9 protein-coding genes are annotated in these 13,765 nt (G+C 76.7%); 5 read left to right on the top strand and 4 right to left on the bottom strand.

From position 1 onward, the window contains the following. Positions 1-54 precede the first annotated feature (54 nt). Entirely contained in the window at positions 55-897 is an 843-nt protein-coding gene (locus BCD48_RS22730; protein WP_071050414.1) for a PAC2 family protein, read from the bottom strand. Between the two features lie 397 nt (positions 898-1,294). On the opposite strand from BCD48_RS22730, the gene BCD48_RS22725 reads away from it, so the two are divergent. Continuing rightward, positions 1,295-2,179, top strand: a complete 885-nt coding sequence (locus BCD48_RS22725; RefSeq protein ID WP_083419047.1) for an HAD-IA family hydrolase — start codon at positions 1,295-1,297, stop codon at positions 2,177-2,179. A gap of 118 nt (positions 2,180-2,297) precedes the next feature. On the opposite strand, the gene BCD48_RS22720 is transcribed toward BCD48_RS22725, so the two are convergent. Both BCD48_RS22720 and BCD48_RS22715 read right to left on the bottom strand, forming a co-directional pair. Further along, on the bottom strand, positions 2,298-3,071 hold the full coding sequence (locus BCD48_RS22720; protein WP_083419056.1) for an SCO1664 family protein: 774 nt from the start codon (positions 3,069-3,071) through the stop codon (positions 2,298-2,300). 405 nt (positions 3,072-3,476) lie between these two features. Beyond that, complete coding sequence (locus BCD48_RS22715; RefSeq protein ID WP_071050413.1) at positions 3,477-4,259, bottom strand: MSMEG_4193 family putative phosphomutase; 783 nt, start codon at positions 4,257-4,259, stop codon at positions 3,477-3,479. A gap of 149 nt (positions 4,260-4,408) precedes the next feature. Between BCD48_RS22715 and mshC the strand changes: the two genes are divergently transcribed. From mshC to BCD48_RS22695, 4 genes are all read left to right on the top strand, one after another. Continuing rightward, positions 4,409-5,695: a cysteine--1-D-myo-inosityl 2-amino-2-deoxy-alpha-D-glucopyranoside ligase gene (mshC, locus tag BCD48_RS22710; RefSeq protein WP_071050412.1), complete on the top strand. Its 1,287-nt coding sequence runs from the start codon at positions 4,409-4,411 to the stop codon at positions 5,693-5,695. A 12-nt stretch (positions 5,696-5,707) separates the two neighbouring features. Beyond that, on the top strand, positions 5,708-6,766 hold the full coding sequence (locus BCD48_RS22705) for a hypothetical protein (protein WP_071050411.1): 1,059 nt from the start codon (positions 5,708-5,710) through the stop codon (positions 6,764-6,766). A gap of 270 nt (positions 6,767-7,036) precedes the next feature. Next, positions 7,037-9,361: an AAA family ATPase gene (locus BCD48_RS22700; RefSeq protein WP_083419046.1), complete on the top strand. Its 2,325-nt coding sequence runs from the start codon at positions 7,037-7,039 to the stop codon at positions 9,359-9,361. 76 nt (positions 9,362-9,437) lie between these two features. Continuing rightward, positions 9,438-11,552: a glycosyltransferase family 39 protein gene (locus BCD48_RS22695; protein WP_071050435.1), complete on the top strand. Its 2,115-nt coding sequence runs from the start codon at positions 9,438-9,440 to the stop codon at positions 11,550-11,552. Between the two features lie 239 nt (positions 11,553-11,791). Here the strand turns inward: BCD48_RS22695 and BCD48_RS22690 are convergent, their stop codons facing one another. After that, a complete protein-coding gene (locus tag BCD48_RS22690; protein WP_241841922.1) occupies positions 11,792-13,486 on the bottom strand; it encodes a glycosyltransferase in 1,695 nt (564 codons plus the stop codon). Between the last annotated feature and the right edge of the window lie 279 nt (positions 13,487-13,765).

The following is a 13,765-nucleotide window of genomic DNA, read 5'->3' as shown; positions in this document are numbered from 1 at the left end:
CCGGCGCCACGACGTCGCGTCACCCACTACTTGGGTGTCACCCACTACCCGGCGTCACTGGCCCCGGCGGCGCAGGTAACGCTCGAACTCGCGGGCGATGGCGTCGCCGGAGGCCTCCGGCAGCGCCGTCTCCGGCTCGCGGGACTCCAGGGAGCGGACGTACTCGGCGACCTCGGTGTCCCCGGCGGCCAGCTCGTCGACCTGGCGCTCCCAGGCGCGTGCCCGCTCCGGCAGGTCGGCGAGCGGGATCTCCAGGTCGAGCAGGTCCTCGACGCGGCGAAGCAGCGCGAGTGTGGCCTTCGGGCACGGCGGGTTCGCCACGTAGTGCGGCACGGCGGCCCAGAACGACACGCTCGCGAGCTCCGCCCGCGCGCAGGCGTCGGAGAAGACCCCGACGATGCCGGTCGGCCCCTCGTAGCGGGACGACTCCAGGCCGAGGCGGGCCGCGGTCGCCGGGTCGCCGGCGGTGCCGCTGATCGGCACCGGCCGGGTGTGCGGCGAGTCGGCGAGCAGGGCGCCCAGCGTGACGACCATGTCGCTGCCCAGGGCGTGCACCGCCTCGATCAGCTCCTCGGTGAAGCCGCGCCAGCGCATGTTCGGCTCGAGCCCGCGGATGAGCACCAGGTCCGTGTCGGACTTCGGCGGGCGGGCGACCGACAGCCGGGTGGTCGGCCAGGAGATCTTGCGAGCCTCGCCGTCGACGCCGCTGACAGTCGGCCGGTTGACCTGGAAGTCGTAGTAGTCGTCCGGGTCGATGGCGCCGATGACCCTGGCACCGAACACCGTCTCCAGGTGCTCCACCGCCGCGGAGCTCGCGTCGGCCGCGTCGTTCCACCCCTCAAAGGCGGCGACGACAACCGGCGACCGGAGCTGTCCGACACCGGAGAACTCGATCACCTACCACCTCCCGCCGCCCGCCGGCGGCTGCCGTTACGGTGCCACCGTACGTCCTCTCGGTGACACCGCCCGTCGAGCGCCCCATATCGCCCCGCATCGGTGTACCTGGCCACTCGGCCGGTTCGACCGACCGGGCGGGCTGGACTCCGGAGCGCGCCCGGTCAAGTCTGCCGTGCCGGCTGGGTAAGCGCCGCACCGACTGGCGGCTTCGACCGGCTCGTCCCCGGCACGCCCGCCGGGAAGCCCGATTTGTCCGGCTGCGCGCGCCGATTTGCCCGGTTTCCCGGGGGCGCCGGCAGCGTCGGCCTCCCGACCGGGCATCGGGTCCGGCGTCGAGCCGCCGGTAGGCTTCCGGCGTGCGAACCGACCTCGTCCCCGCCCTGTGACCGGCGCTGCCATGGGCCTCCCCGAGCTCCCCGGCCCCCTTGCCGCCGCCCTTCCCGGCTCCGCGGGAGACGCGCCGCCGGCCGCCGTCCTGCTGGACATGGACGGGCTGCTGGTCGACACCGAGCACCTGTGGACGATCGCCGAGGAGGAGCTGGCGGCGAGCTACGGCCGCCCGTTCACCCCGGAGATGAAGCACGCGATGCTCGGGCACGGCGTCGACACCGCCGTGCCGCTCATGCTGTCGATGCTGGGCGTCGACGGGGACCCTGCGCAGGCCGCGCGCTTCCTGGTGGACCGCGCCGTCGAGCTCTTCAGGACCCCCGGTCTGGTGATGCGGCGGCCGGGCGCGCCGGAGCTGCTGGCGGCGCTGCGCGCCGCCGACATACCCACCGCGCTGGTGTCGTCGTCGTTCCGCTCGCTGATGGACCCGGTTCTCGACACCCTCGGCCGCGACCTGTTCACCATCACCGTCGCGGGCGACGAGGTGGCGCGGCGCAAGCCGTTCCCCGACCCCTACCTGGTCGCCGCGGCGGCCCTCGCCGTCGACCCGGCCCGCTGCGTCGTGCTCGAGGACTCGACGACCGGCGCCCTGGCCGGTCTGCGCGCCGGCTGCCGCACTGTCCTCGTCCCCTCGGTGCCGGGCCTGCCGAGCCTCGCCGAGGTGGCGGCCACGACCGAGGCCGCCCTGGCCACCGGGGCGGCCAGGGCCGCGGCCCAGGCAAGGCTGCCCGCCGGTATGGAGCCGGCGCCGGCGCCCGTCGGCGGGCACCGGCCCGCGCCGGAGGACATCGCCGAGCTCTCGGCCCGTCTCCTGCGCGTCGCGAGCCTGCACGACGTCACCCTCGACTTCCTGCGCGCCCTCACGGCGACCGCGCCCCAGGCCACCGCTCCCTAGGCCACTGCTTCCCTAGCAGGGCGCCCCGGCGCCCGTGCATGCCGGGATCTTTCGGCGCGCCGGCAGCCGCGCCCCGCGGTGGGCCGGGCCGTGCGCACGGGCCCTAGGCGCGGTGGGGTCAGAACGGTGGCCAGGGGATGGCGGGCCAGTCGTCGGAAGGCTGCGGGAAACGGCCGCGGCTGCGCAGCCGGTCGACGCGGGCCGCGAGGGCCGCGATCTCAGACTGGGTGAGCAGGTCGTCGAGCTTCTCACCGAACGCGCCGTCGAGCGCGGCGCCCAGGCCGTCGAGCAGGGCGCACTCGGCGGCGTCGAACCGCTGGCCGCGCCAGTTCCACAGCACGGTGCGCAGCTTGTCGTCGCCGTGGAACGTCACGCCGTGGTCGATCGCGTAGACCCGGCCGGACGGCGCGGGCAGCAGGTGAGGGCCCTTGCGGTCGGCGTTGTTGATGACGGCGTCGAACAGGGCCACGCGGCGCAGCCGTCTGTCACCCGCGCGCACCAGGTCGACCACGTCGACGGTCTCGTCGACGTCGATCCACAGCTGCGCCATCCCGACGCCGAACGGGCCGTCACGCAGCACGGTCGGCGGGACCAGCCCGTCGCCAAGCTGCTCGGACAGCTCGTAGGCCGCGTACTCGCGGGCGGCCAGCGTCCCGTCCGGGAAATCCCACAGCGGCCGCTCGCCACGCACCGGCTTGTACACGCAGTGGGCCCGGGCGCCGCCGGCGCTTACCGCGCAGAACAGGGTGGCGTTGCTCGCCTCGACGAGGCGCCCCTCGACGGCGATCTCCCCGGTGCGCAGCAGCTCGAGCGCCGCCTCCGCGGAAAGCCCCCCGGCGTCGCTCGGCTCCAGCCGGGCCGGTACGGCGGGCTCGCCCCGCGCGGCGGGCACGCCCGCGCCGCTCGCCGCGACGGCGCCCGCCGCCGCGGCATCCGCCCGGGCACCGCCCGCCCTGGCACCGCCCGCCCGGGCTCCACCGGCTCCGGCGCCGGCGGTCTCGTCGTCGTCCCGCCGCCCCGTCACGGGCCCAGGGCCGCCCGCTGCCGCGTCCACCGTCCTAGTCTCCCGCCCCGCCGTCCCGACCCCGTCACCTGTGACCAGGACCACCTCACCATCCGTCCCGATGTGCTCGTGTGGCCGGGCTCGTGTGGCCGGGCCCGAATCCCTCCAGGCCCGTTCCGTCGACCGCCCGAGCCTGGGAGGGCCGCGCGCCGACCAGCGCCGCTCCCCACCGGCCGCCGAGGGGGCTGCCCCTGGGCCGTCGACGCGGCGAGGGCTGCCCGTGCCCGCCGCGCGTCAGACCTGCGGCACGACGCCGGCGCCGCCACCGACGATCGAGTCGCTCGCCGCGTCGTCGTCGGCCGGGTCGGCCTGGGCCGGACGGGAGCCGGCCACCTGGCCGTTCGCGCCTCCGGCCTGCTGCTGCCCCTGCTCCTTCGGCCTGGGGAGAAGGTCGTCGACGGCGCCGCCGAGGTCGTTGAGGCGCAGCGCGAACGGCCGGCGCTCCTCGTAGCGGATCACCGTCACCGAGCACGGGTCGACGGTGATCCGGTGGTACATGTCCAGGTGCATGCCGAGCGCGTCGGCGACGATCGCGCGGATCACGTCACCGTGCGAGCACGCGACCCAGGTCGCGTCCTTGCCGAGCCGGGTGTTCCAGTCCCGCACCGCCGCGACCCCCCTGGCCTGGGTGTCGCGCAGCGCCTCCCCCTCCGGCCCGGGGAACGTCACCGCGCTCGGGTGCGCCTGCACGACCTTCCACAGCGGGTCCTTGACCAGGGTGGCGAGCTCCTGGCCGGTCCAGTCGCCGTAGTGGCACTCGCCGAGCCGGTCGTCGAGCTGGACCTCCAGAGGCGGCACGCCCTCGGGCCGGGTGGCCGCGATGTGCGCCGCGGTCTCGGCGCAGCGGTCCAGCGGGCTGCTCACGACCGCGTCCAGCGGCACCCCCGCCAGCCGCGCCGCCACCGCTCGCGCCTGTGCCCGCCCCCGCTCGTCCAGGCCGACGCCGGGCGTCCAGCCCAGCAGCAGCTTCCCGGTCAGCGCGGTGAGCCCATGGCGCACCAGCAGCACCGTCGACACCGGGTGCCTCCCTCGTCAGCCAGCCGGGCCGGCGCGCCCGGGCGTGCTCACGCTACCGACCGGGGCCGACATCCGGGCGGTTCGAGTCGTTGATCGCGCTTGCCCGGAGTCACCCGAGGCGCGTCCCGGGCCCGGCTACGCTGGCTGACATGCACAGCTGGCCGGCCTGTCCCGTTCCCACGCTGCCCGGACGGGGCCAGCAGCCACGGCTCGTCGACACGTCCACCGGCCGGCTGGAGCCGGTCGGCCCCGCCCTGCCCGGTGAGGCCGGGGCAGGCGCCGAGGCGCCGGCGGTGACCATGTACGTCTGCGGGATCACGCCGTATGACGCGACCCATCTGGGCCACGCCTTCACCTACCTCACCTACGACCTGGTGAACCGGGTGCTGCGCGACGCCGGCTACCAGGTCCGGTACGTACAGAACGTCACCGACGTCGACGACCCGCTGCTGGAGCGGGCCGCCCGCGACGGCGTCGACTGGGTCGACGTCGCCCGCCGCGAGACCGACCTGTTCCGTGCCGACATGACGGCGCTGCGGATCCTGCCGCCGCGGCACTACATCGGCGTGGTCGAGGCGGTGCCGCTGATCGTGGACATGGTCGCCGAGCTCACCGCCGCGGGCGCGACCTACTCCCTCGACGGCGACGTGTACTTCTCGGTCGCCGCGGCACCCCGGTTCGGCTACGTCAGCGGCCTGGACGCCGTGGCGATGCGCGCGCTGTCCGCCGAGCGCGGCGGCGACCCGGACCGGCGCGGCAAGAAGGACCCGCTCGACCCGCTGCTGTGGCGGGCCGAGCGGCCGGGCGAGCCGAGCTGGCCGTCGCCGTTCGGCCCGGGGCGGCCGGGCTGGCACATCGAGTGCTCGGCGATCGCCCGCCACTACCTGGGCGACGTGATCGACCTGCAGGGCGGCGGCGCGGACCTGGTCTTCCCCCACCACGAGTGCTCCTCCGCGCACGCCGAGGTGGCGACCGGACGCAACCCCTTCGCCCAGCGGTACGTCCATTCGGGCATGGTCTGCCTCGACGGGCACAAGATGTCGAAGTCGCGCGGGAACCTCGAGTTCGTCTCGCGGCTGCGCGGCCGTGGCGTCGACCCGGCGGCGATCCGGCTCGCCCTTCTCGCCCACTCCCACCGCGAGGACTGGGAATGGACCCCGGCCGAGCTCGCCGCCGCCGAGGCGCGGCTGGCCCGCTGGCGGGCCGCGGCGGCCCTGCCCGCCGTACCGGGCGCCACCGCCCTGCTCGCCGAGGTGCGCGGCGCGCTCGGCACCGACCTGGATACGCCTGCCGCGCTGGCCGCCGTCGACGGCTGGACGGACCGTGCCCTCGCGGGCCCCGCCTCGCCGGGCGGGGACGACACGGACACGCCGGTGCTTACCCGGATGCTGGTAGACGCACTACTCGGTGTAGACCTTGACGTGGTGCAGACGTAAGGGGGCTGGTATATGGCGCCGCACCACCGCGACCCGCCCGACGACGGGGCCGACGCGCCTCGGCCCGCCTTCGACGTCGTCGCCCGGGGCTATGACTCCGAGCAGGTCGACGGGTACATGCACGCGCTGTGGCGGTACTCCAGCGACCTGACGGCGAGGGTGGCCGCGGCGGAGGCCGCGCTGCGCCACGAGCGGGACCGGCGCGCGGCCGACGACCTGGACGCCGCGGCCCGGCTGGGCGAGCGGATCGGACGGATACTCACGATCGCCCAGCAGATGGCCGACGAGATCGTCGCCGGGGCCCGGCTGGTCGCCGAGCAGACCCTCTACGAGGTGGTCAGCGACGCCGGGGCGCACCACCCGATCACCCTGGAGGCGCGCGAACAGGCTGGCAAGCTGCTCGCCGACGCCGTCGCCGAGGCGCGCCGGCTCGCCAGGGAGCGCCACGAGGACCTCGAGGCGGAGATCGCCCGCGCGGCCACGTCGCTGGAGGCCCTGCGCCGCCAGCAGGGCGAGCTGCTCGGCGCGATGCTGCGGCTGCGCGGCCTGGTCGCCTCGGACGACATGGAGCGCGCGGTCACCGACCTCGCCAGGGCCGGCGCCGAAGCGCCGCCCGACGACGCGGAGCAGCCGCCGGCCCGACCGGGCGACGCGGCCCCACCGCCCGCACCGCCCGCACCGGTCGCACCGGTCGCACCGTCGCCGCCCACAGCCCCAGCTCCGCCCACGCCCACCGCTCCTCCTCCGCCGCGCGCGGCACCCGGGGCGGCCACCGGCGCCTCGGGGGCGCGCACCGCGCCGCCGCGTCCGACGACGTCGCCGCCGGGCGAGGCTGCGCGCCCAGCGGGTCCGGGGGGCCTGGGGGGCCCAGCGGGCGCAGGGGGCCCGGCGCAGCCGGCCGCGCCGCGGACCGGCACCGGCCGCCACCGCGCCGCGCGCGGTCCCGCCATGGCCGACATCCTCGACGGCGAGCTCTACCCCACCGACTCCACGCCGGTGACCCCCCCGACCGGTCCCATCCGCCGCGGCGCCGACGAGGAGATCGTCGACGCCGAGATCCTCGACCGGTGAGCCCTTCCGCCGGCGCCTGACGGCCGAGGCCCGCCGGCGCGGCGAGGCACAAGGGCCCGCGGGACGGGGGCGCGCGAGGACGAAGCCGCGGCCGGCGGGGGCGGCGCCGGGACGTGGGCCGGCGGTGCGCGGGGCGGCCCAGGCCGCGATGGAAACGGCCCATACCGACCCCGGCGCGGCGGCGGTCAGGCTACCGGGACGTGGCCCGGGGCTGGTTACGCTTCGGGCATGCCGGACCAGACCTCCCCTGCCCCTGACGCCCGGAGGACCATGGGCGCGCCAGGCTTCGCCACCGCCGCCGTGGGGGCCCCGGCGGACGACCGCCCGCCGGTCCCCGGCCAGGCGCCTCCGGCCGCCGACCCCCCGTTCGCCGACCCTCTGTTCGGCGCGTTCTGCGCGGCGGGGCTGTGGCCGGGGCTCGGGCGGACCACGGCCTCCCGGCTCGCCGGCGCGGGCATCCGCCGCCCCGCCGACGTCGACCTGGCCAGGCTCTCCGCCGTCGAGGGGGTGAGCGGGCCGCGGGCACGCCGGCTGCTGGACTCGTTCCGCGCCGCCTCCGGGAAGTACGAGGTCGCCGAGCTGCTCGCCGCGGCCGACCTGCCGGTGCGCCTGGCCCGGGGGGTCGGCGACGAGCTGGGAGCCCAGGCGGCCGACGAGCTGCGCGCCGACCCCTGGGCGCTGCTGGTCGGCGGGGAGGCCGAGCTCACCCACGCCGACCGGCTGGCCCGGTCGATGGGGCTCGGGCGCGAGGACCCGCGGCGCGGGCCCGGGGTGCTCATCCACCTGCTCGCGAAGGCCGCCGCCCGCGCCGGGGACACGGCGGGGCCGGTCGAGGCGGTGCTGGCGGCGGCCGCCCGCGAAGGCGTGAGCGACCCGGCGGCGGCGCTCACCGACGCCGCCCGGGACGGCCGCCTCGTGCTCGTCGACGACCGGATGAGCCTCGAGCGGTACGCGATGGCCGAGCAGGCCATCGCCGACGGCATCGAACGGCTCACCGTGACCGCCGAGCCGCTGCGCCCGGGCGGGCGGCGCCGCCCGCGCGCCGGTGCCGGGGCGCTCGCGGACGGCGGGCTGGCCCGGCCCACCGACGGGGACGAGGACGACCAGGCGTCGGCACACCTGGCCACCGAGCTCGACTTCGGCCTCGACGACGGCACCGGCACGGGCACCGGCCAGCCGGACGACGCCGGCGACGAGACCGACAGCGCCGCCGGCACCGACAGCGCCGCCGGCGCGCCTGGCGACGACGGCCCCGCCGTCCTCGCGGGCCCGGCGCCCGGCGCGCCGGGCGGTGGCGAGGAGGACCTGACCGACGGGCTTGACGAGGTGCAGCTCGCCGCGGCGCGCACGGCGCTGGCCGTCGGGGTGAGCGTGCTGACCGGCGGCCCGGGGACCGGGAAGAGCCGCACCGTGGCCGCCGTCGTCCGCCTCGCCCGCGCCGCGGGCGCCGAGGTCGCGCTCGCCGCGCCGACCGGGCGGGCGGCCAAGCGGCTCGAGGAGCTGTGCGACGCCCCGGCGAGCACGCTGCACCGGCTGCTCGGCGCGCAGGGCAGGGGCGGCGGGTTCACCCGCGGCGAGCACTACCCGCTCGACGCCGACCTGGTCGTCGTCGACGAGGCGTCGATGGTCGACGCGGAGCTCGCCGCCGCCCTGGTGGAGGCCTGCGCGGACGGCACCCACCTGCTGTTCGTCGGCGACCCGGCGCAGCTGCCGAGCATCGGCCCCGGCCAGCTGCTCACCGACCTGATCGAGTCGGGCGTGGCGCCAATCACGGAGCTCTCCCGGCTGTACCGGCAGTCCGCCGGCGGGGCGATCGCGCAGCTGGCGACGGCGGTGCGCGGTGGCGACCTGCCACCCCCCGCGGGCGGCCCGGACCGGGAGGTGGTCGTCGTGATGGCCCGCTCGGCGGGTGAGGCGGCGCGCCGCGTCGTCCAGCTGGTCACCGACTCGATCCCCCGGGTCCTCGGGATCGTGCCGGCCGACGTGCAGGTCGTCACCCCGGTGCACGCGGGCCCGGCGGGGACGGCCGCCCTCAACACGGCGCTGAAGGCGGCGCTCAACCCGGGCCCGGGGGCGGTCAGCGGGTTCGACGTCGGCGACCGGGTGGTCGCGACGGCGAACCATCTGGACGTCGGGTTCGCCAACGGCGAGATCGGGGTGGTCACCAAGCTCGCCGACCGCGGTGGATTGCTCGTCACGTTCCCCGGGGGCACGCTGGAGGTGCCGGCCGGCGTGCTCGGCGACCTGCGGCACGGCTGGGCTGTGACGGTGCACCGGGCGCAGGGCAGCGAGTGGCCGGCGGTGGTCACCGTCTTCCCACCGGAGGCTGGCCGGATGCTCAACCGCCCGTTGGTCTACACGGCGATCACCCGGGCCCGCGGCCACCTGTCGATCGTGTGCGTGGGCGGCCCGGCCCTGCGCCAGGCCGTGCGTACGGCCGGCGGCCGGCGCCGGGTGACCCTGCTCGCGCCGCTGCTCGCCGGAGCCGAGGCGGGCGAGCCCACCGAGCCGGACGACGACGACGAGGACGTAACGGATGGGGGCGTCGGCGCCGCGGGCCGACGGCAGGTCCCTCGGGTGGTGGCCGGCACGTGACCGAGTCCGTCGAGTGAGCCGCGACCAGTCGGCCGGGCAGCCGCGAACCGGCGGCGCCGGGCGCGGCGTCTGGCGCATGGTCCGGCGGGCCGCGGGCGACACCAGACCAACCGGAACCGGCCGGGGATGGCGGCCTCGTTGGTCTATCCCGGGCCTCGGTAGCGTCCGTGGGGTGAACATCGACCCATCCGCCAGCCCGACCGTGTACCCGTCGGGCGACGACACCTCGATGGCGGCACCAGCCCCGCCGGAGCTGACCGCCGCGGCCGTCCCCGCGCAGGCGTCGATCCACCCACCCGCGGACACCGTGGCGACGGCCACCGTCCCGCGCCAGGCGCCGCCGGTCGACCCCGGCCCGCCGCGCCACCGGGAACCCGCGCCGTCGGCCGCCCCCTCCGTCCCGGCCGCCGGCGTCCGGGAGCCGGCCCCGACGGCGGGCCCCGCGCAGACAGGCTCCCTCTTGGCTGTCACGGCCCCCGAGAGCGATACGGACAGCCCGGCGGACGGCGCGCCGGGCGGGACCGCCGGCGGAGGCCCGGCCGCCGGCGCCGGAGGACCGCTGGGCGTCGCCCACCGCGTCGGCCTGTGGCTGGTGGCGCTCTGGGTGAGGCTGCGCGACCGGGCACGGCGAAGCCCGCTGGCCGCGCGGGTGGGCGGACGGCTGCCGCTCGTGCTCATCGCGGCCGCGGTGCTGGTCGGCGGGGTGCTGCGCTTCGCGACGACAAGCCACCTGTGGCTCGACGAGTCGCTCACCGTCGAGATCGCGCACCGGCCGGTCGGCGGCCTGCTCTCGGCGCTGCGCCACGACGGCGCGCCGCCGCTGTACTACCTGCTGCTGCACGTGTGGATCAAGATGTTCGGCGACGGGGACGTCGCCGTGCGGTCGCTGTCCGGGGTGCTGTCGCTCGGGACCCTGCCGCTGGCGTGGGCCGCCGGCGCCCGGGTGGGCACGCTCGCCGCCGCGTACGGCAACGGCGACGAGGCCACGCCGCGCCGGGTCGCCCGGGCGACGCTGCTGCTGTTCGCCTGCTCCCCGTACGCGATCCGCTACGGCAGCGAGACCCGGATGTACTCGATGGTCGTCCTGCTGGTGCTCGCGTTCGGGCTCGCGCTCGTCCGGTCGCTGGACCGTTCGTCGCCGTGGCGGCTGGCATTACTGACGCTCGCGACGGCGGCCCTGGTCTACACCCACTACTGGACGTTCCTGCTGATCTTCACGGTGGCGGCGTTCCTGCTGCTGCAGTCGCGGCGCCGTCCCCGCTACCGCCGCCCAGCGCTGCGCGCGTTCGCCGCGATGGCGGCCTCCGCCGTGCTGTTCGCCCCGTGGATGCCGTCGTTCCTGTTCCAGATGCTGCACACCGGGACGCCGTGGGCGCCGCGGGTGCAGGCGCAGGTGCTGCTGGACACGGTGTTCGACTGGGCCGGCCCGCAGTCGACGGGGGCGCTGCTGGGCCTGGTGCTGCTCGGCGGGGCGCTCATCGGCCTGACCGGCCGCCCGAGCGGCCGCGAGCTGGTCGTGAAGCCGTCCGGGCGGATGCCGGGCCGCTACCTGGCCGCGGTGTGGCTCGCGCCGCTGACGCTGGCCTACGTGGTGAACATGTTCGGCGGCAGCGCGTACGCGGAGCGTTACACCGGAATCTCGCTGCCCGCCTGCCTGATGCTCGCGGCGCTGGGTGTGTCGATCCTGCCGTCGAAGCGCTGGCGCAGCGGGGTGCTGATCGTCGCCTCGCTCGCGGGCCTCGTCGGTGGCTACCAGCTGGCCCGGACCGAGCGCACCCAGGCGAGCGAGATAGCGGCGGAGATCGCCAAGCAGGCCAGGCCGGGCGACGTCGTCGCGTTCTGCCCCGACCAACTCGGCCCCGCCGTGTACCGGGCGCTCACCCGCCTAGGCGAGACCGACCTGCGCGAGGTCGCCTACGCGGACTCCACCGGCCCGGCGCTCGTCGACTGGGTCGACTACGCCGCACGGATGCAGCAGGCCAACAGCGACGAGTTCGCCCGCTCCCTGAACACGCTCGCCGGCCCCGACCACGCGATCTTCCTGGTCGGAGCCGACGGCTACCGGTTCCTCGAGGGCTCGTGCAGCCTGGTCTCCGAGCAGCTCGGCGTCCGCCGCGACCGCAGCGTCCTCGTCAACAAGAAGCCCCTGTACGAGGGCGCCTGGCTGGAACGCTTCACCACCCTGCGATAGGGCGCCGCCTGCGGGAAGGTCGCTTGCGCGACCGCCCGCGGCGGCGCCTGTCGGGCGCTGAGCGCCCTCCCGGCCTGGTTTCGGGGCTGAGGTGTACGGCCGGGGCCGGCGTGGGGCGGGGTCCAGAGATGGGTCGCGTTGGCAGTGCGCCGATGCGCTGTCACGGCTGGTGGCCGAGTTGCGTTGTCTAGGACGGGTGCGCCCGACGGGGCCTCTTGACAGTCAGAGCCGTGCGACGTCTACGGGCTGGCCTGAGTAGTCCCGGTGGCTGGGGTGGCTGGGGCCAGGGTGGTGGCGATGGCCAGGATGAGGAGGGCCATCGGCAGGGTGTAGTGGTTGAAGAACGACTGCTTGTTCAGCTCGACCACGGTCAGCAGGACCAGCGCGCCGCCGGCGGCGAAGCCGGCCGCGTCGCCCCGCGCCCGCCAGGCGAGCAGGTAGGCCGCCACCAGCGCCACCGCGGTCGTCCCGAAGCCGAGGTTGACGCCGAAGTGGTGCGCCCAGCCGGTCACCGACAGCGAGTGGTCGAGCACCGAGTAGCCGAGATTGGTCCGCACGGCGTCATGGAAGAACGCGCCCGGGTCGTCGAGCACCCACGGCGCCACGAACGCGAGACCGAGCCCGCAGGCCGCTGCGGCGCGCCGCCGGCCGAACGCGGGCCACGCCGCCGCCACCGGGACCAGCAGGACGACGTGCTGCTTGCTCGCCAGCGCCACGGCGAACGCGACGACCGCGAGCACCCCCCGGCCACCGCACGCCGCCCACACCATCACGGCCAGGCAGGCGACCAGCAACGGCTCCGTCCAGGACTGCTCCAGCGCGTAGCAGGACTCCGGGAAGACCAGCACCAGCAGCGGGACGACGGGCACCCACGGCGCCTCTCGCCGGCCGAGCGCCCGGACGGCGTAGACCGCGACGACGAGCGCGGCGAGCAGCCCGTAGCGGACGTCGCCGAGCAGGAGCCGGAACGGGGCGAGCAGCACCGAGGTGGCCGGCAGGTAGGGGTAGACGTCGACGAGCCCGCCGTGCAGGTCGCCGGGCCGGCCGGTCAGCCACACCTGGTGGTACATGTTCACGCCGTCGGGGAGCCCGCGCGCGGACGCCTGGAGCAGGTGGAACACGTCGATCTGGGGGTCGGGCGCGGCGAGCACCGTCGCCACCCCCGCGGCGGCCGCGAGGGCGACCACGGCGTCGAAGACGCGGTGGCCGCGCAGCGCGCCAAGCCCCCAGGTCGGGGCCGGCGGCCAGGGTTCCGGGCGCGCGGCGAGCAGGCCCGCGGCGACGCCGGCCGCGGCGAGCAGGCCCGCGGCGATCGAGCACCAGTCGGCGAGCTCGGCGAACCCGCCGGAGCCGTAGTAACGGGGGTGGCGCAGCACCGGCCCGAGGCCCACCACCAGGGCGACGGCGGCCCACGTCACCCGCCACGACAGCCATGGCGTCGACCGGCCGAGCCGGCGGGCGGCGAGCCGCACGGGCCGGCCGAGCCAGCTCGCCGGGCCCTGGCTGCCGCCCAGCAGGGCGACCGTGACCGCCGCCACTCCCCAGCCGACGAGCACCGCCGACATCGCCCAGCCACCGTAGCGGCCGTCCTTCGCCGCGATCCCGACCGCGAGCGCGCACCACGCGGCCACCAGCCCCGCGACCGGCCTCGTGACCGCCGCCGGCTCGGACGACCGCCCCGGCGGCGCCACCTCGGGCGTCTGGGCGCCGCCACCGAACTGGCCGACAGCGGTGGGCCCGTCCCCCGGCGCCGGCGGGCCCGTCGTCGCGACGTCGGTGGCGTTGGCGGCCCCGGCCCCGGCAGCGGCGCTGGTCTCGACGCCGCCGCTCACGCCGCCGCTCACGCCGCCGCTCACGTCGGTGCCGACGGCCTCGGCGGCCGGCATGCCGCCGGCCACGTCACCGCGACCAGCGCCGGGGATGTCAGCCGTCATGCCGGCTCCGGCGGGCCGCGGGCTGAAGCCCCCGGGCTACGCGGAGGGTGACGACGCGCGCATCGCGGACGGGTGAGGCCATGACCGCACCTTGCCAGACCACGCCCAGACGGGCCCAGACGGGCCCGGACGGCGGTCCGCCGCACCGCGGCCGTCCACCTAGCGGGGCGCCGGCGCGGCGGCCGCGGTGCGGCGGACCGCGCGACGCGGCGATCGACCCGTGGCGATGAGACGATCACCACTGGTACGCAAGGGAAGGCGAGATGGACCGGTGGACAG

Source organism: Pseudofrankia coriaricola (genome assembly GCF_001854805.1).
Classification (GTDB): Bacteria; Actinomycetota; Actinomycetes; order Frankiales; family Frankiaceae; genus Pseudofrankia.
Note: the sequence above shows the minus strand (reverse complement) of the source record. Positions and strands in the feature narration are given on the sequence as shown.

Excerpts from the sequence above, each read along its gene's own strand:
- BCD48_RS22725 (WP_083419047.1), top strand. The coding sequence starts at position 1,295 with ATGGGCCTCCCCGAGCTCCCCGGCCCCCTTGCCGCCGCCCTTCCCGGC.
- mshC (WP_071050412.1), top strand. The coding sequence starts at position 4,409 with ATGCACAGCTGGCCGGCCTGTCCCGTTCCCACGCTGCCCGGACGGGGC.
- BCD48_RS22705 (WP_071050411.1), top strand. The coding sequence starts at position 5,708 with ATGGCGCCGCACCACCGCGACCCGCCCGACGACGGGGCCGACGCGCCT.
- BCD48_RS22700 (WP_083419046.1), top strand. The coding sequence starts at position 7,037 with ATGGGCGCGCCAGGCTTCGCCACCGCCGCCGTGGGGGCCCCGGCGGAC.
- BCD48_RS22695 (WP_071050435.1), top strand. The coding sequence starts at position 9,438 with ATGGTCCGGCGGGCCGCGGGCGACACCAGACCAACCGGAACCGGCCGG.
- BCD48_RS22690 (WP_241841922.1), bottom strand. The coding sequence starts at position 13,486 with ATGACGGCTGACATCCCCGGCGCTGGTCGCGGTGACGTGGCCGGCGGC.